This is a genomic window from Escherichia sp. S10b, from assembly GCF_028421345.1.
Classification (GTDB): domain Bacteria; phylum Pseudomonadota; class Gammaproteobacteria; order Enterobacterales; family Enterobacteriaceae; genus ECMA0423.
On the sequence record NZ_JAHZSO010000160.1, the window covers coordinates 1 to 17,817 of the forward strand.

Genomic DNA, 17,817 nt, shown 5'->3' on the forward strand with positions numbered 1-17,817 from the left:
TCCTGATCGAGCTTAACGCCCTGCGGGTAGCGGAATGCATCATTCTGTCCCCGCTTTTTGAATCGGGGAAAAGCAGCCCGCTTCCGGAAGAAGTTTTTGTAAGCCCGCTCAAGGTCTTTCAGTGACTGTTGCAATGGCTGTGAGGGAGAATCTTTAAGCCATTGCGTTTCAGTGGCATTTTTCCACTCAACCAGCCAGGAAGCCATTTTCCCGTAAGGGATGTATTTATTACCGGCCTCATGATTCTCATTCTGAAGCGCCAGAGCACGATTGAAAACGAAACGACATGCGCCTGCGAAGCGCCTCATTTCACACTCCTGTTGATCACCTGGTCTTAACTGGAATTTAAATGCCTGTAGTCGTTTCACAGGCCAAATGATACTTTGGTCTGTGAAAAAAGAAACCGATATCCGGCGTGGAAGGCATTGTGTTTTCCTGATGCATGTTCACCTGGTCTTTGTCACCAGATACAGACGTCAGATTTTTGACCATGACGCGACAGAAAAACTACGCGCTTACTTTTCAAATGTATGTGCTGATTTTGAAGCTGAACTTGTTGAAATGGATGGCGAACCAGATCACGTCCATTTGTTAATTAACTATCCTCCCAAACTGGCGATATCCAGTCTGGTAAACAGCCTCAAAGGCGTATCGGGTAGGTTACTGCGACGAGATCGACCAGATATTGCAGTCAGGTATTACTACAAAGGCGTTTTGTGGAGTCCTGGCTATTTTGCCAATAGCTGCGGAGGTGCGCCAATATCCGTCATCCGCCAATACATTGAACAACAGCAAACACCTGGTTAGGTGGAAAACCGCGCCTTATATCCCCGCCCTGAAGGACGGGGTTTTACGGCGCACCGGATAAGAACGCACGGTATTCACCAGATCTTTTATCACTTCAGCCGCCACTTCTGGCACCAGCAAAGTCATCGGCGTCTCTGTTTCATAATCGACAGAAACGCCATTGCTGTTATTGGTGACGGTCACGGTATACGTTGCTTTGCCCATGATTCATTTCCCGTTATGAATGACTTTCCGTTGTTGCGCACCTTCCATCAGGACTTCAGGAGCCACGAAGAAGTCAATGTTGAAATAAGTATCGTCAGTCATGGCTTCAATGTTGTGCCACTTTTCTGGAGGGAACACCGCAAACTGCCCCGCTTCGATAAGGATCACCTGATCAGGCTCTGCACTGTGTTCATCAGCGTAGCCGAGATATTTGACCGCCCCATGCATAACGGAAAGGCGTGGGTAAACCCCCGGGCGCGTTCCTTTATCAAGATGACGTTCGAATATTCCGGCAGGCGCAGTTTGTTTATTCCAGAAAGGCGTTGAGCGCGTATGAATATAATTCTGTGGGATTTGCAGCATCTTTTTCCCTCCTTCGTTGAATGCGCTGAAAACGGTATTCCAGCCGTTTCAGAGTACGCCTGATAATTTGCATTTTAAATACCATTTATTGGTTATTTTTTAGCATCATATCAGAGAAGAATCAGGGAGGATTACAAGTGGGAAGCCCGCGACAACGCGGGCTGAATGTATCAGGATTGCAGCGTCGCCAGTCGGGCAGCGAAACCCACGAACATCAAACCAATCAGTGAGTTGCCCACTTTAGTCAGTTTCTTTTTGGTACGTATGTACTGCGTGACAAAAGCACCAGAAATAATCAGGAAGCTCAAATAGCAGAAACTCACCAGTTCCAGCGTCGTCGCCAGAATAAAGAATGAAATTCCCGTATGTGGGGCATTAACATCGATAAACTGTACGAAAAACGACACATAGAACAAAATGGCTTTCGGATTAGTCAGGCTCAAAATTAACGCGCGTTTAAAAATAGCACCGTATTGGGGCTCATCGGATTTGGCCTCGTTATTTTTACCCTTCAGGGTCGCGTAGAGAATTTTACTCCCCAGATAGAGCAAATAAAACGCACCAAGATAACGTATAATGTTGAATAATATCGGGGTGGTCTTAATTAATGTCGCCACTCCAGCCCATGCCAGAAACATCAATACCGCATCGCCAATAAATACACCGCAGGCCGCAAGATAACCGCCTTTCATACCGCTACTGACGCTATTTTTGAGTACAAACAGGGTATTTGGCCCTGGCACCAACACAATAAAAATGGCCCCAACCAGATAGGTCCAGTAATTCAGAACCCCGTATTCAGCGAACACATTAACCTCTTTAATTATCTTTCGATCATGCGCGATTAAAGGTGAATATGCTAACCAATCTGTAGCGGCTTAGAAAGGAGAAAATCAGGTTTTAACCCGATATCAACCCGATAATTGAATAATTAATCAGGCATGCTCCAGTGAAAAATTCGGGTAGTGCTCGGCAAAATACTGGCGTAAAAATTCTACCGTTATCCGCACTTTCGCTGACGTCGCCAGCCTTGAAACATAAACGGCCCAGACGTTCGCTGGCTGGTAATATTCCGGTAGCACTTGCACTAAATGACCACTGGCAATGTTTTCGCTAACATCCCACCAGGAGCGCAGAGCAATCCCCTGCCCATCGAGACACCACTGATGGACAATTTCTCCATGATTAGACGACAGTGGGCCGGTGACTTTAATCGCATGGTGGCCTTCTTTATTGCGTAATTGCCAGACACCAAAAGGATGATCGCGCTCTTTAATGACCAGGCACGGCAATGCGGAAAGATCGGTTAAATGTTTCGGCGCGCCATGTTGCGCAATAAATTCCGGCGACGCGCAGAGAATGCGGTAATTAGTCGCCAGTTTGCGGGCGATTAAATTAGGGGCGATGTCATCGCCAATGCGAATATCGAGATCAACACCTTCATTGACCAAATCGACCAACCGGTCTTCCACATCAAAACGTAATTCCAGTTGCGGATACGCCTTAGCCAGCGCTGATAACGCCGGAGCCACCACCTGTCGTCCAAAACCAAAGCTGCTGATAATACGCAGCATCCCCTGCGGCACCTGACGCACGTCAGAAAGTTCGTCCATCATCTGACCGACATCCTGCAAAATCCGCTGCGCCCATTCATAAATCCGCTCTCCTTCTTCGGTAATGGTGACGCGGCGGGTGGTGCGGTGTAACAACACCACGTTTAGCGTTTGCTCCAGCAAGGCGATGCGCTTGCTGACGAACGCCGGTGAAACGCCCAGTTCTTCCGCCACGGCGGCAAAACCAGCCCGACGAGCCACCAGCATAAAGACGCGCAAATCATTCAGCAGCGGTAAATTATTCATGATTCGTGTTTTATGTTTCACCAGTTACGGGGATTAATTCCTTTTCAGTCAATTATAGGATGGTGATGTTGTCAATTTTGATGGTCAGGAAGTGAGAACCCAATGATGAAAACAATGCGTATTGCTGCGATCCCGGGAGACGGGATTGGCAAAGAAGTCCTTCCTGAAGGGATTCGCGTGTTACAGGCTGCCGCTGAGCGCTGGGGCTTCGCCTTGAGTTTTGAGCAAATGGAGTGGGCGAGCTGCGAGTATTACAGCCATCACGGTAAAATGATGCCGGACGACTGGCATGAGCAACTTAGCCGTTTCGACGCCATCTATTTTGGTGCCGTCGGCTGGCCGGACACCGTTCCTGACCATATTTCGTTGTGGGGTTCGCTGCTGAAATTTCGTCGTGAATTCGACCAGTACGTCAACCTGCGCCCGGTTCGTCTCTTTCCTGGCGTTCCCTGCCCGCTGGCGGGAAAACAGCCTGGCGACATCGATTTTTACGTGGTCAGGGAAAACACCGAAGGCGAATATTCCTCGCTCGGCTGTAGAGTGAATGAAGGTACAGAGCATGAAGTCGTCATTCAGGAATCGGTATTTACGCGTCGTGGTGTCGATCGCATTTTGCGTTATGCCTTCGAACTTGCGCAAAGCCGCCCACGTAAGACGCTAACTTCTGCCACTAAATCAAACGGTTTAGCCATCAGCATGCCGTACTGGGATGAGCGAGTGGAAGCAATGGCCGAGAATTACCCGGAGATCCGCTGGGACAAGCAGCATATTGATATTCTCTGCGCGCGTTTTGTGATGCAGCCGGAACGCTTCGATGTGGTGGTGGCGTCCAATTTATTTGGCGATATCCTTTCCGATCTTGGCCCGGCCTGCACCGGCACCATTGGCATTGCCCCATCCGCCAACCTGAATCCGGAACGCACTTTCCCGTCGCTCTTCGAGCCAGTCCACGGTTCCGCGCCGGATATCTACGGGAAAAACATTGCTAACCCTATCGCCACGATTTGGGCCGGTGCAATGATGCTCGATTTTCTCGGCAATGGCGATGAGCGTTTCCAGCAAGCGCATAACGGTATTCTGGCAGCAATTGAAGAAGTGATTGCTCACGGGCCGAAAACACCTGATATGAAAGGCAATGCCACCACGCCACAGGTTGCCGACGCGATTTGCAAGATTATTTTGCGTTAAGGTCAAACCAGTTTATTTGAACCGCGTCACTGACGCGGTTTTTTTATTCGTTCTTTGCAGTAAATAACCTGCGTCATTTCACCTTTTATTGTTTCCGTTTCGTGTTTTATGGCTTTCCGTATTCTTAATTGTTTAATTTATGTAACATGAAAATAATCAATTTGTTAAACACAACATACAACTCATTACCCTGCAAATAATTACAACTGGCAAAAGCCAGAGACGGGCTTTTATGCCCAGGAGATGACTCATGATGAGCAATGTTAAGAAAAAAGATGTGCCGCTGATAAGCATCAGCCTGGTGGCCATTCTTTTCATCGCAGCTGCATTAAGCCTTTTCCCACAACAATCGGCCGACGCGGCCAACGCAATATACACTTTTGTTACGCGTACGTTAGGTTCCGCCGTACAGGTATTGGTTTTGCTGGCAATGGGACTGGTGATTTATTTAGCCACCAGTAAATACGGCAATATTCGTCTTGGCGAAGGAAAACCGGAATACAGCACGCTCTCCTGGCTGTTTATGTTTATTTGTGCCGGTTTAGGTTCTTCTACGCTTTATTGGGGGGTTGCTGAATGGGCCTATTATTATCAAACGCCTGGATTAAATATCGCACCGCGTTCACAACAGGCACTCGAATTTAGCGTCCCTTACTCCTTCTTCCACTGGGGCATCAGCGCCTGGGCAACTTATACGCTGGCCTCATTAATCATGGCTTATCACTTTCATGTGCGTAAAAACAAAGGTCTGAGTCTTTCCGGCATTATTGCCGCGATTACCGGCGTTCGCCCGCAAGGCCCATGGGGAAAACTGGTTGATTTGATGTTCCTGATCGCCACTGTCGGCGCACTGACTATTTCCCTTGTTGTCACCGCAGCAACCTTTACTCGTGGACTTTCCGCGCTGACCGGTTTACCCGATAACTTCACCGTGCAGGCATTTGTGATCCTGCTTTCCGGCGGCATTTTTTGCCTAAGCTCGTGGATTGGTATCAACAACGGTTTGCAACGTCTGAGCAAAATGGTTGGCTGGGGCGCGTTCCTGCTGCCATTACTGGTGCTGATTGTCGGCCCAACCGAATTTATTACCAACAGCATCATCAATGCCATCGGTCTGACCACGCAAAACTTCCTGCAAATGAGCTTATTCACCGATCCGCTTGGCGATGGTTCATTTACCCGCAACTGGACCGTTTTCTACTGGCTGTGGTGGATCTCATACACCCCTGGCGTAGCAATGTTTGTCACCCGCGTTTCCCGCGGTCGTAAGATTAAAGAAGTTATCTGGGGACTGATCCTCGGCAGCACCGTCGGTTGCTGGTTCTTCTTTGGCGTAATGGAAAGCTATGCCATTCATCAGTTTATCAATGGCGTAATCAACGTCCCACAGGTGCTGGAAACACTGGGCGGCGAAACAGCTGTGCAGCAAGTTCTGATGTCGTTGCCAGCCGGTAAATTGTTCCTCGCCGCATACCTGGGTGTGATGATTATTTTCCTTGCCTCGCATATGGATGCGGTGGCCTACACCATGGCTGCGACCAGTACGCGTAATCTCCAGGAAGGTGACGATCCTGACCGTGGGCTGCGTCTTTTCTGGTGCGTGGTGATCACTCTGATCCCGCTTTCCATCTTGTTTACCGGTGCTTCGCTGGAAACGATGAAAACCACCGTCGTGCTCACAGCCCTTCCCTTCCTCGTCATTTTACTGGTGAAAGTCGGCGGATTTATTCGCTGGCTGAAACAGGATTACGCCGACATTCCGGCTCATCAAGTTGAACATTATCTCCCGCAGACACCGGTTGAAGCCCTGGAAAAAACGCCAGTGCTCCCTGCGGGAACCGTATTCAAAGGCGACAACTGAGCGCCATCATCCTAACGATAAAGGTATCCCTATGAGCAATCTGAGCCCTGACTTTGTACTACCCGAAAATTTTTGCGCTAACCCGCAAGAGGCGTGGACCATTCCTGCCCGTTTTTATACCGATCAGAACGCGTTTGAACACGAAAAAGAGAACGTCTTCGCCAAAAGCTGGATTTGCGTCGCTCACAGCAGCGAACTGGCGAATGCCAATGATTATGTGACGCGTGAGATCATTGGCGAAAGCATCGTGCTGGTACGCGGTCGTGATAAGGTTTTGCGCGCGTTCTATAACGTGTGTCCGCACCGTGGTCATCAGTTGTTGAGCGGTGAAGGAAAAGCAAAAAATGTGATTACCTGCCCGTATCACGCATGGGCATTCAAACTCGATGGCAATCTGGCCCATGCACGTAACTGCGAAAACGTCGCCAATTTCGATAGCGACAAAGCGCAACTGGTTCCGGTGCGTCTGGAAGAATATGCCGGATTCGTCTTCATCAACATGGACCCCAACGCCACCAGCGTAGAAGATCAGTTACCCGGTCTGGGCGCGAAAGTGCTGGAAGCCTGCCCGGAAGTCCACGATCTGAAACTGGCGGCCCGCTTTACCACCCGCACGCCTGCCAACTGGAAGAACATTGTCGATAACTATCTCGAGTGCTATCACTGTGGTCCGGCGCATCCAGGTTTCTCCGACTCCGTACAGGTTGATCGTTACTGGCACACCATACACGGTAACTGGACGCTGCAATACGGTTTCGCCAAACCGTCCGAACAGTCGTTTAAATTTGAAGAGGGTACGGATGCGGCATTCCACGGTTTCTGGCTGTGGCCGTGCACGATGCTGAACGTCACCCCGATCAAAGGGATGATGACGGTCATTTATGAATTCCCGGTGGATTCTGAAACTACCCTGCAAAACTACGATATTTACTTCACCAATGAAGAGTTAACCGACGAGCAAAAATCGCTGATTGAGTGGTATCGCGATGTGTTCCGTCCGGAAGATTTACGTCTGGTTGAAAGCGTACAGAAAGGGCTGAAATCGCGTGGCTATCGTGGTCAGGGGCGCATCATGGCCGACAGTAGCGGTAGTGGCATTTCCGAACATGGTATCGCCCATTTCCATAATCTGCTGGCGCAGGTGTTTAAGGACTAATGACATCGGCGGCGGTATTTTCCGCCGCTGGGCTGATTTTTGATGGAGTACAGCAATGTCAGACTATCAAATGTTTGAAGTACAGGTGAGTCAGGTGGAACCGCTTACCGAACAGGTGAAACGCTTCACGCTGGTGGCAACCGATGGCAAACCGCTGCCTGCGTTCACCGGAGGAAGTCACATCATTGTGCAGATGAGCGATGGTGATAACCAGTACAGCAATGCGTATTCACTACTGAGTTCGCCGCATGACACCTCTTGTTATCAGATTGCCGTTCGGCTGGAGGAAAACTCGCGCGGCGGTTCCCGCTTTTTGCATCAGCAGGTAAAAGTGGGCGATCGGTTAACGATTTCAACGCCTAATAACCTGTTTGCGCTAATTCCCTCAGCCAGAAAGCATCTGTTTATCGCGGGCGGTATTGGTATCACCCCTTTCCTGTCGCACATGGCAGAGCTGCAACACAGCGACGTCGACTGGCAGCTACATTACTGCTCGCGAAATCCAGAAAGTTGCGCATTTCGTGATGAGCTAGTCCAGCATCCGCAGGCTGAGAAAGTCCATTTGCATCATTCATCAACCGGAACACGACTGGAATTAGCGCGATTATTGGCGGATATCGAACCTGGCACACACGTTTATACCTGTGGCCCCGAGGCGCTAATTGAAGCGGTAAGAAGTGAAGCTGCGCGTCTGGACATCGCCGCCGATACGCTGCACTTTGAGCAATTTGCTATCGAAGACAAAACCGGCGATGCATTTACCCTGGTGCTTGCCCGTTCCGGAAAAGAGTTTGTGGTGCCGGAAGAGATGACTATTTTGCAGGTTATTGAAAATAATAAAGCCGCGAAAGTGGAATGTTTATGTCGTGAAGGGGTATGCGGAACCTGCGAAACAGCAATACTGGAAGGTGAAGCTGACCATCGGGATCAATATTTTAGCGATGAAGAGCGTGCCAGCCAGCAAAGTATGTTGATCTGTTGTTCGCGTGCGAAGGGTAAACGCCTGGTGTTGGATTTGTAGTTTGCCGAAGCCGGATGTGGCGCTGAGCGCGCCCAGTCCGGCTTCGGAAGATTTTACTGCGGATATTCCTGCAATAAATTGTGTAATGCTTCCGCCATCAGCTCACCACGCCAGCCGGAAATCAGCTCCGGCAAATTGTTCTGCGGTTTCAGTTTCCAGTGCCAGTTCAGCAGTTGGTTGATTTGCCGACGCGATGCCAGCAATTCGGCGCTGATCTTATGCGTTTCGCTCACGTCAGTAATCAGCGACTTAATCGCTTTAAACGCTTTACGATAACCCGGCATGTCCATCAGGTTAAGCATCGGCTGCGGTAAGGCCTCTTCCGGCAATGTCTGCGCTTTTTCCACCAGCGCCAGCAGCGTTTTACCGTGAAAGCGGATTTCGCTACCGGATAAACCCAGGCTGTCCAGTTCGCCTAAACTTCCCGGCATATAACGCGCTACCGACCACAAATGCTCTTCACGCACGACAAAGTTCACCGCCAGATCACGCTCTCGCGCCTTGCGCAGTCGCCAGTCGGCTAACAGTTGCAGACAGGCCAGTTGGCGTGTGCGTAATTGCCAGGCATTGGTGATATCACGCCAGGCATCTTCCGGCGCAACGACTTCCTGACGACGCATTTGCATCAGGCGGCATTCATCCAGCGCCGCAGGTAGCCAGCCGGAGGCCTCCGTTTCTACCATAAGCTTGGCGGTGATCGGTAACAGATACCAGACATCCGCCGCTGCGTATTCACACTGACGTTCGGTCAGCGGTCTGGCCAGCCAGTCGGTGCGCGATTCACTCTTGTCCAGCGTAACGCCGGAATACTCTTCCACCATGGAAGCGAAACCCCATGACATCGGGCGTCCGCAGAAGGCAGCAAGGATTTGCGTGTCAATCAAGGGTTGTGGTAATTCGCCAAAGACATTGAGGAACACTTCCAGATCTTCACTGCCTGCATGGAGAAATTTTGTGATGGACGGATCGCGCAGGATCGCTTTCAGCGGTGACCAGTCGGTGATCCCGAGTGGATCGATTAGCGCCAGATGCTCGCCATCGAAAAGTTGAATCAACCCCAGCTGCGGGTAATAAGTGCGCGTACGAACAAATTCAGTATCCAGGGCTATCGCCGGAAAGGCACGGACGGCTTCACACAAAGAAGCCAGCGCATCGTCCGTGGTAATCATTTGGTAATTCAAATTGTTTTCTCTTTAGTGGGCGTCAAAAAAAACGCCGGATTAACCGGCGTCTGACGACTGACTTAACGCTCAGGCTTTATTGTCCACTTTGCCGCGCGCTTCGTCACGTAATTCTCGTCGCAAAATTTTTCCGACGTTAGATTTCGGTAACTCATCACGAAACTCCACCAGCTTCGGTACTTTGTATCCCGTGAGCTGACGGCGGCAAAAAGTCACCAGTGACTCTTCGGTAAGCGATGGATCTTTTTTCACTACGAAGATTTTCACCGCTTCACCACTGGAGCCGGAAGGTACGCCAACAGCCGCGACTTCCTGTACGCCAGGATGCTGCATGACGACATCTTCAATCTCGTTGGGATAGACGTTAAAACCGGAAACCAGAATCATGTCTTTTTTACGATCGACAATGCGCAGGAATCCTTCTTCATCCATTACCGCGATGTCGCCGGTGTGTAACCAGCCATTTTTGATGATTTCATCGGTAGCATCGGGACGCTGCCAGTAACCCAGCATCACCTGCGGTCCTTTGACACAAAGCTCACCCGGTTGACCTGGTGGTACTTCATTATCATCATCATCCACCAGTTTGGCTTCCGTCGACGGCACCGGCAAACCGATGCTACCACTATGATAATCAATATCATATGGGTTAACGCTGACCAGCGGCGCACACTCGGTAAGGCCATAGCCTTCCAGCAGATACTGTCCGGTCAGTTTCACCCAACGCTCTGCCACCACTTGCTGCACTGGCATCCCACCGCCTGCGGAAAGATGCAGACTGGAGAAATCCAGCTGCTGGAACTCTTTATTGTTCAGCAACGCATTGAACAAGGTGTTAACGCCAGTGATAGCGGTAAACGGATATTTCGCTAACTCTTTTACCAACCCTGGAATATCACGCGGGTTAGTGATAAGCAGGTTCTGCCCACCCAGTTCGATAAACAGCAGGCAGTTAATGGTCAGGGCAAAAATGTGATACAGCGGCAGTGCCGTTACTACCAGTTCTTTACCTGGATGCAGCAACGGCCCATAGGTGGCGTTGACCTGTTCCAGGTTCGCCAGCATATTGCGGTGAGTCAGCATCGCGCCTTTCGCCACACCTGTGGTGCCGCCGGTGTATTGCAGGAAGGCTAAATCTTCCGGCACCAGTTCGGGTTTGACGTACTGCATCCGGTAGCCGTTATGCAGTGCGCTACGAAATGAAATGGCATCTGGCAGATGGTATTTCGGCACCAAACGCTTGATGTATTTAACAACGAAATTGACTACCGTGCCTTTTGCCGTAGATAGCTGATCGCCCATACGGGTCAGAATTACGTGCTGAACGGCGGTTTTATCAACCACTTTTTCCAGTGTGTGAGCAAAGTTAGACACGATAACAATCGCCGATGCGCCGCTATCGTTAAGCTGATGCTCAAGCTCACGCGGGGTATACAACGGGTTAACGTTTACGACGATCATCCCGGCACGCAAAATGCCAAACAGCGCCACCGGATATTGCAATAAATTAGGCATCATCAACGCAACGCGATCGCCTTTCTTCAGCCCCAACCCTTGTTGCAAATAAGCGGCAAACGCGCGACTGCGTTCTTCCAGCTTGCGGAAGGTCATTACCTCCCCCATATTCACAAACGCAGGCTGATCGGCGTAGCGCGCGACCGACTGCTCAAACATATCTACCAGAGATTGATAACGGTCAGGGTTGATCTCCGTCGGAACGTCCGCGGGATAACGGTTAAGCCAAACCTTCTTCAATTCTTCACCTCTAAAATGCGTGTTCGTCGTCATCGCAACCCCAAATGATATACATGCCGTTAACATAATATTAACTCATCATACCAGCTTGATAATTACCCAACGAAAAGGTTGCGAAGCGCGTCACTATTTATTTTTATCTTTACCGTAAGAATGCAGAAACAGCGGACCAGCCGCTGTTTCTTTTTCTTTAAAAACAAGCAATTATTCAGTTACAACTGTTTGTACTCTCGCGGGGCCGGGATTATACCAGCCCCATCCGCCGTAGCCATAGGGCCAGCCACGACCGCCATAAAACCATGGATCAATCGGCTGAGGCGGCATAATCACCTGCTGGGTTAAATGCCAACGTTTGTAACCCGTTACTTGCATCACCATAAATTTATAGGGCGTATTGCCGATTTTGCCGTCAACCGCACCAGTGATTGGCCCGACTACCGTAACCAGTTGTCCACGGAAATCCACCGGGTCCAGAAAACCGTTCACATCGGCATAAATGCGACCGCGAGAAGGTTCTCCCAGCGTCGGTCTGGCTCCGCTGTCCAGCGGTACGGTAGCAATTTCCAGGCGGGTTTTCCCTTGCTGGTTTTGTACCGCAACCACTTTGCCACCAAAGCGTGCCTCCTGACCAACGTACAGCTGCGGCGCACTCATCACCCGAACTAAATCTTGTTGCGGCGTGGGACTGCTGCCTTTAATGGCGTCCGGCACAGTGACACAACCGCTCAGCATTAGCGCAAACGTACCTGCCAGTATGCCTTTGATAACATTCTTATGAACCGCCATGATGCGACTCCTTTTTTTCTCAGGGCATACTCTTAAGATTCATTCTTTGCCCGGAAGTTTCTTCCATGCGACGTTGTTACGCAAATAAACCGGCTCGGCATGTTCCACCGCCACCGTTTTACCCTCGGCAAATATCTGACAAGCAATCGGCAGCATATCTTCTGCAGCGGGCAGTAACACTTCTCCGTCGCGCAAAACCAGCCCGCTCTCTTTACCGAGATCCGGCCAGGCTTGCCAGCCCGTCCCTACCGTTACCCATTCGCCGGAAAGCTGTTGCATTCGTTCATGAACGAGTTCGGGTTTGAGTACGGCTTCGGTTTCTTCACCGTGCCAGATACCGTTTTCATCACGCTGATATTCGGCCCAGTAAACTTCGCCCATTCGCGCGTCAATGGCTGCCAGCACGCGGGTTGCGCCGTTTTTGCGCCACGCCCCTTGCGCCATCGTCATTAGCGTGGAGACGCCAATCATCGGTAGCTCTGCGCCAAGTGCCAGCCCTTGCGCAATGCCAATACCAATGCGCACGCCGGTAAAGCTACCGGGGCCGCGCCCGTAAGCCAGAGCGTTAATATCAGTCAGGGAAGTTCCGCTGGTGGTCAGGATATCCTGCACCATCGGTAAGATTCGTTGAGTATGTTCACGAGGGCAAAGCTCAAAATGAGCGTTGACAGTACCGTCGTTCCACAGGGCGACAGAGCAGGCCTCTGTCGCGGTATCGATAGCCAGAATTCGCATGGGTCTTCGTGCTTAGATCAATAAAAAGGCGCGCATCATACCATACTCCGTAACAAATTACCTGGAGGATGGTATCGCAAGGAAACGAACCGCACGGGCAATGTCACGAGTGCGTGGCGCGGGCGGCAGACTGGCGAGAAACGTCGCGCCGTAAGGACGCATCACCAGCCGATTGTCACAAATCACCAGCACGCCACGATCGTCGGCGTCGCGAATCAGTCGCCCTACCCCCTGTTTGAGAGTAATGACGGCATCTGGTAGTTGCACTTCATCGAACGGGTCGCCACCGCGCAAACGACAATCTTCCATGCGCGCTTTTAACAGTGGATCATCCGGCGAGGTAAACGGCAACTTGTCGATAATCACCAATGACAATGTATCGCCACGCACGTCCACCCCTTCCCAGAAACTACTGGTTGCCACAAGAAGCGCGTTACCGGCGCTGACAAATTGCTGCAACAGTTGCCCTTTGCTGGTTTCCCCCTGCAACAAAACGGGAAGCGTCATGGTAGCGCGGAACTGCTCGGCCAGATCACGCATCATGGCGTGCGAGGTACAAAGCATAAAACAACGACCGTTGTTAGCTTCGATGATCGGTCGCAGCATTGCCGCTAACTGGCGAGCAGAACCTGGCTGGTTGGTTTGCGGCAGATTGCGCGGCACACAGAGTAACGCCTGGCGGCTGTAATCAAACGGGCTTGGCAATAGCAACGACTCCGCCTGTTCTATCCCAAGCCGCGAGGTGAAATGATGCAGATCGTCGTTCACCGACAGCGTTGCTGAGGTGAAGATCCAGCTACCAGGCTTTTGCGCCATTAACTCTTTGAATTTATCCGCCACGCTGAGCGGCGTGAGAGCCAGAGTAAAATGGCGCGAAGTGCATTCGTACCAGTAGCTGTAGCCCGGCTGATTGATCTCTTTTAGCCGCTTCAGCCGTGTGCGATACAACGTAGCGCGCTCAAATGCCGCATCCAGCAAGGCGGAACGCCCCAGTGACAGTTTCGCCACGTCATAACAAAGTTCCAGGGTGTCATCGAGCAGTAAAAATGCCCGCTGAATTTGCGGATTAGCTAACAGCTCACGCAGGTTACCGCGATAACCTGGCTCACCGAGTTGCAGACGAAAATCCTGCGCACTCTGGGCAAGACGATCAGCGCACTTTTGTAACTGCTGGGTGTCTTTTAATTCGGTGCGGTAAGCGATGGTGATGTCTTTTGCCAGGTCGAGCAGTTGTCGACTGGAGAGTGACTGACCAAAATACTGGCTGGCAATGTCCGGTAGCTGGTGGGCTTCGTCGAAGATCATGACGTCCGCTTCCGGGATCAACTCGCCAAATCCACTATCTTTAACCACCATATCCGCCAGAAAGAGATGATGGTTTACCACCACCACATCGGCGTCCATCGCTTTTTTACGTGCTTTGACCACAAAGCAATCTTTATACATCGGGCAGTCGCTGCCAAGACAGTTGTCGTTGGTGCTGGTAACCAGCGGCCACGCCTGTGAATCTTCCGCCACGCTGACGCAGGTGCTGATATCACCATCGACTGTTTGATTAGACCAGGAGCGCAGCAGGATCACATCGCTTAAGATTTGTACCGGCAGATCGCCCCCCGCCAGCGCCTGCTGTTCGAGACGTTCGAGGCAGAGGTAGTTTGAGCGCCCTTTCAGCAGCGCCACGTTGCCCGTATATTTCAATGCCTTTGAGACTGTTGGCAAATCGCGGCTGTAGAGCTGATCCTGCAACGCTTTTGAGCCGGTCGAGATAATGACTTTCTTTTTCGCCCGCAGCGCAGGAGCCAGGTAAGCGTAGGTTTTGCCCGTACCGGTTCCTGCTTCCACCACCAGCGGCTGGCCTTTTTCTATCGCCTGGGTGACGGCTACCGCCATCTGTCGCTGTGGTTCTCGCGGCTTAAAGCCTGGTATCGCTTTCGCCAGCTGACCGTCTGGTGCAAAATCGTCCGTCACACTACCCCCTGTTGATTTGAACAGGGATTATGTCAGGATGAGGGCGCTTTCGCCAGTTGAAGTGGTGACGGCAACCTCACATTGTGGCAGTCTTTGCAGCACGAAAATGGAAGTATAATGAGGACAAAATGATGACTATCGTTCGTATCGATGCTGAAGCCCGCTGGTCTGATGTAGTAATCCACAATAACACGCTCTACTACACTGGTGTACCGGAAAACCTCGACGCCGATGCTTTTGAGCAAACCGCCAACACGCTGGCGCAGATTGACGCCGTGCTGGAAAAACAGGGCAGCAATAAATCGAGCATTCTGGATGCCACCATTTTCCTGGCTGATAAAAACGACTTCGCGGCGATGAATAAAGCGTGGGATGCCTGGGTTGTGGCGGGTCATGCGCCGGTGCGCTGCACGGTGCAAGCGGGGCTGATGAACCCGAAGTATAAAGTTGAAATTAAGATTGTGGCTGCGGTGTAAGCTTTATCGAAGCAAAATAAGTCAGACGATAATTTATCGATAATACTGGTCGGTTTTACATAAATCGACCAGAGATTAAGATATTACTGTTGATGCTCCTGCTAATTCATTATTTATTTTTATAATTTCAATTTTAGCTATAAAGTTAACTATATAAATAAACATAACCATGCCGTTGTGTTCGCCCTTCGATTAGCACCTCTGGTTTTCTTTCTTAGCTGAACAATCTGGTTATAGCGTGCGGACTGACCGTTAATTTTCTCCATCTTACTGGATAACACACCATGAGCTGCTACCTTTAAAACACCTGAATGTCAACAGGTTAACTCGTGCCATATCGTTATAATCCCTTTGATATTAGATGCAAATTAAGGTCATATATAGCCTTATCGATAACATGGTTAATTTTAAGGATAAGAATATGCCTGCTGTAATAGATAAAGCCCTGGATTTCATTGGTGCCATGGATGTATCAGCGCCAACACCAAGTTCGATGAATGAAAGCACAGCGAAGGGAATCTTTAAATATTTAAAAGAACTGGGAGTACCCGCGAGTGCCGCTGATATTACGGCGCGAGCTGACCAGGAAGGCTGGAACCCTGGGTTCACGGAAAAAATGGTTGGATGGGCAAAAAAAATGGAGTCTGGTGAACGCACTGTAATTAAAAATCCTGAATACTTTTCAAAATATATGCAGGAAGAACTAAAAGCACTGGTCTGAGCTTAATTTATATCAGCATAAATGGGTCAGGACGCTTTTAATCACATATAAAAAGCGTCCTTTTTCTCACAATCAAATAATCATCGGATTCTATAACGAAATCGATACGGATTAGTGTGTTACTCGTCTTCATCCTCAAAACGCGCCACGATTCGCTCGCCGGAGTGGTTGGCACGCAGCTCTTCTGCCACCAGCGCGATTGCCTGGCCGCTGCTCATCCCTTGTGCCATCAGTTCCTGGATCCGCTCGACAGCTTTTTGCTGCTGTTCATGGGTGAGTGAAGGTAAACCTGCAAACATTGTTAACTCCTGCTAAATTGTTGGCGCTAATTATTTCATGCTACCCGGCACATAGCCAGTAGAGTCAGGACTGATGAAGACGTTATCTCCCGCTGTGATTACTTTACCCTGGCGTCAGGACGCCGCTGAATTTTATTTCTCCCGCTTAAGCCACCTGCCGTGGGCGATGCTTTTACACTCCGGCTATGCCGATCATCCGTATAGCCGCTTTGATATTGTGGTCGCCGATCCGATTTGCACTTTAACCACTTTCGGTAAAGAAACCGTTGTTAGTGAAAGCGAAAAACGCACAACGACCACTGATGACCCGCTACAGGTGCTCCAGCAGGTGCTGGATCGCGCAGACATTCGCCCAACGCATAACGAAGATTTGCCATTTCAGGGCGGCGCACTGGGGTTGTTTGGCTACGATCTGGGCCGCCGTTTTGAGTCACTGCCAGAAATTGCGGAACAAGATATCGTTCTGCCGGATATGGCAGTGGGTATCTACGATTGGGCGCTCATTGTCGACCACCAGCGTCATACAGTTTCTTTGCTGAGTCATAATGATGTCAATGCCCGTCGGGCCTGGCTGGAAAGCCAGCAATTCTCGCCGCAGGAAGATTTCACGCTCACTTCCGACTGGCAATCCAATATGACCCGCGAGCAGTACGGCGAAAAATTTCGCCAGGTACAGGAATATCTGCACAGCGGTGATTGCTATCAGGTGAATCTCGCCCAGCGTTTTCATGCGACCTATTCTGGCGATGAATGGCAGGCATTCCTTCAGCTTAATCAGGCCAACCGCGCGCCATTTAGCGCTTTTTTACGTCTTGAACAGGGTGCAATTTTAAGCCTTTCGCCAGAGCGGTTTATTCTTTGTGATAATAGTGAAATCCAGACCCGCCCGATTAAAGGCACGCTACCACGCCTGCCCGATCCTCAGGAAGATAGCAAACAAGCAGAAAAACTGGCGAACTCAGCGAAAGATCGTGCCGAAAATCTGATGATTGTCGATTTAATGCGTAATGATATCGGTCGTGTTGCCGTAGCCGGTTCGGTAAAAGTACCAGAGCTGTTCGTGGTGGAACCCTTCCCTGCCGTGCATCATCTGGTCAGCACTATAACGGCGCGACTACCAGAACAGTTACACGCCAGCGATCTGCTGCGCGCAGCTTTTCCTGGTGGCTCAATAACCGGGGCTCCGAAAGTACGGGCTATGGAAATTATCGACGAACTGGAACCGCAGCGACGTAATGCCTGGTGCGGCAGCATTGGCTATTTGAGCTTTTGCGGCAACATGGATACCAGCATTACTATCCGCACGCTGACTGCCATTAACGGACAAATATACTGCTCTGCGGGCGGTGGAATTGTCGCCGATAGCCAGGAAGAAGCGGAATATCAGGAAACTTTTGATAAAGTTAATAAGATATTACGCCAACTGGAGAAGTAAGA

Annotated in this window: 19 protein-coding genes; 8 read left to right on the top strand and 11 right to left on the bottom strand. The window is 50.4% G+C overall.

Annotated elements, in window-relative coordinates; translation table 11 throughout:
* The coding region (locus FTE26_RS11020; protein WP_272457566.1) for an RNA-guided endonuclease InsQ/TnpB family protein at positions 1 to 368 on the bottom strand (368 nt) is incomplete at its 3' end.
* A gap of 7 nt (positions 369 to 375) precedes the next feature.
* Here FTE26_RS11020 and tnpA point away from each other — a divergent pair.
* The gene (gene tnpA, locus FTE26_RS11025; protein ID WP_098733407.1) at positions 376 to 807 is read left to right on the top strand and encodes an IS200/IS605 family transposase; all 432 of its coding nucleotides are present in this window, start codon (positions 376 to 378) and stop codon (positions 805 to 807) included.
* 15 nt (positions 808 to 822) lie between these two features.
* Here tnpA and FTE26_RS11030 read toward each other — a convergent pair whose 3' ends face one another.
* The 4 genes from FTE26_RS11030 to dmlR form a co-directional block, all read right to left on the bottom strand.
* Positions 823 to 1,011 carry a DUF1869 domain-containing protein gene (locus tag FTE26_RS11030; RefSeq protein ID WP_000513743.1) on the bottom strand — a complete coding sequence of 63 codons (189 nt, stop codon included), beginning with the start codon at positions 1,009 to 1,011 and terminating at the stop codon, positions 823 to 825.
* Positions 1,012 to 1,014: 3 nt separating this feature from the next.
* Positions 1,015 to 1,374, bottom strand: coding sequence for a DUF1971 domain-containing protein YeaR (gene yeaR / locus FTE26_RS11035; protein WP_000939317.1), 360 nt, complete (start codon positions 1,372 to 1,374; stop codon positions 1,015 to 1,017).
* A 170-nt stretch (positions 1,375 to 1,544) separates the two neighbouring features.
* Positions 1,545 to 2,183, bottom strand: coding sequence for a leucine efflux protein LeuE (gene leuE, locus FTE26_RS11040; RefSeq protein WP_000457200.1), 639 nt, complete (start codon positions 2,181 to 2,183; stop codon positions 1,545 to 1,547).
* 126 nt (positions 2,184 to 2,309) lie between these two features.
* Positions 2,310 to 3,233: a DNA-binding transcriptional regulator DmlR gene (gene dmlR, locus FTE26_RS11045; RefSeq protein ID WP_001061578.1), complete on the bottom strand. Its 924-nt coding sequence runs from the start codon at positions 3,231 to 3,233 to the stop codon at positions 2,310 to 2,312.
* A 102-nt stretch (positions 3,234 to 3,335) separates the two neighbouring features.
* Between dmlR and dmlA the strand changes: the two genes are divergently transcribed.
* From dmlA to yeaX, 4 genes are all read left to right on the top strand, one after another.
* Complete coding sequence (gene dmlA / locus FTE26_RS11050) at positions 3,336 to 4,421, top strand: multifunctional D-malate/3-isopropylmalate/tartarate dehydrogenase (RefSeq protein WP_000978484.1); 1,086 nt, start codon at positions 3,336 to 3,338, stop codon at positions 4,419 to 4,421.
* A gap of 250 nt (positions 4,422 to 4,671) precedes the next feature.
* A complete protein-coding gene (gene yeaV / locus FTE26_RS11055; protein WP_000987525.1) occupies positions 4,672 to 6,282 on the top strand; it encodes a BCCT family transporter YeaV in 1,611 nt (536 codons plus the stop codon).
* Positions 6,283 to 6,313: 31 nt separating this feature from the next.
* On the top strand, positions 6,314 to 7,438 hold the full coding sequence (gene yeaW / locus FTE26_RS11060) for a carnitine monooxygenase, oxygenase subunit YeaW (RefSeq protein WP_000067817.1): 1,125 nt from the start codon (positions 6,314 to 6,316) through the stop codon (positions 7,436 to 7,438).
* 55 nt (positions 7,439 to 7,493) lie between these two features.
* Positions 7,494 to 8,459, top strand: a complete 966-nt coding sequence (yeaX, locus tag FTE26_RS11065; protein ID WP_001287001.1) for a carnitine monooxygenase reductase subunit YeaX — start codon at positions 7,494 to 7,496, stop codon at positions 8,457 to 8,459.
* Positions 8,460 to 8,512: 53 nt separating this feature from the next.
* Here the strand turns inward: yeaX and rnd are convergent, their stop codons facing one another.
* The 5 genes from rnd to FTE26_RS11090 all read right to left on the bottom strand — a co-directional run bounded on the left by rnd (position 8,513) and on the right by FTE26_RS11090 (position 14,884).
* On the bottom strand, positions 8,513 to 9,628 hold the full coding sequence (rnd, locus tag FTE26_RS11070; protein ID WP_001303529.1) for a ribonuclease D: 1,116 nt from the start codon (positions 9,626 to 9,628) through the stop codon (positions 8,513 to 8,515).
* Between the two features lie 81 nt (positions 9,629 to 9,709).
* On the bottom strand, positions 9,710 to 11,395 hold the full coding sequence (fadD, locus tag FTE26_RS11075) for a long-chain-fatty-acid--CoA ligase FadD (protein WP_000758422.1): 1,686 nt from the start codon (positions 11,393 to 11,395) through the stop codon (positions 9,710 to 9,712).
* Positions 11,396 to 11,599: 204 nt separating this feature from the next.
* Positions 11,600 to 12,181: a Slp family lipoprotein YeaY gene (yeaY, locus tag FTE26_RS11080; protein WP_000268230.1), complete on the bottom strand. Its 582-nt coding sequence runs from the start codon at positions 12,179 to 12,181 to the stop codon at positions 11,600 to 11,602.
* Positions 12,182 to 12,220: 39 nt separating this feature from the next.
* A complete protein-coding gene (gene tsaB / locus FTE26_RS11085) occupies positions 12,221 to 12,916 on the bottom strand; it encodes a tRNA (adenosine(37)-N6)-threonylcarbamoyltransferase complex dimerization subunit type 1 TsaB (protein WP_001220979.1) in 696 nt (231 codons plus the stop codon).
* Between the two features lie 57 nt (positions 12,917 to 12,973).
* The gene (locus FTE26_RS11090; RefSeq protein WP_000128833.1) at positions 12,974 to 14,884 is read right to left on the bottom strand and encodes an ATP-dependent DNA helicase; all 1,911 of its coding nucleotides are present in this window, start codon (positions 14,882 to 14,884) and stop codon (positions 12,974 to 12,976) included.
* Positions 14,885 to 15,015: 131 nt separating this feature from the next.
* On the opposite strand from FTE26_RS11090, the gene FTE26_RS11095 reads away from it, so the two are divergent.
* Both FTE26_RS11095 and FTE26_RS11100 read left to right on the top strand, forming a co-directional pair.
* Complete coding sequence (locus FTE26_RS11095; protein ID WP_001295493.1) at positions 15,016 to 15,360, top strand: RidA family protein; 345 nt, start codon at positions 15,016 to 15,018, stop codon at positions 15,358 to 15,360.
* 421 nt (positions 15,361 to 15,781) lie between these two features.
* Positions 15,782 to 16,081: a DUF1889 family protein gene (locus tag FTE26_RS11100; RefSeq protein ID WP_001111992.1), complete on the top strand. Its 300-nt coding sequence runs from the start codon at positions 15,782 to 15,784 to the stop codon at positions 16,079 to 16,081.
* Between the two features lie 119 nt (positions 16,082 to 16,200).
* On the opposite strand, the gene FTE26_RS11105 is transcribed toward FTE26_RS11100, so the two are convergent.
* On the bottom strand, positions 16,201 to 16,380 hold the full coding sequence (locus FTE26_RS11105) for a YoaH family protein (protein ID WP_000457334.1): 180 nt from the start codon (positions 16,378 to 16,380) through the stop codon (positions 16,201 to 16,203).
* Between the two features lie 73 nt (positions 16,381 to 16,453).
* On the opposite strand from FTE26_RS11105, the gene pabB reads away from it, so the two are divergent.
* Complete coding sequence (gene pabB / locus FTE26_RS11110; RefSeq protein WP_000854972.1) at positions 16,454 to 17,815, top strand: aminodeoxychorismate synthase component 1; 1,362 nt, start codon at positions 16,454 to 16,456, stop codon at positions 17,813 to 17,815.
* Positions 17,816 to 17,817: the final 2 nt, after the last annotated feature.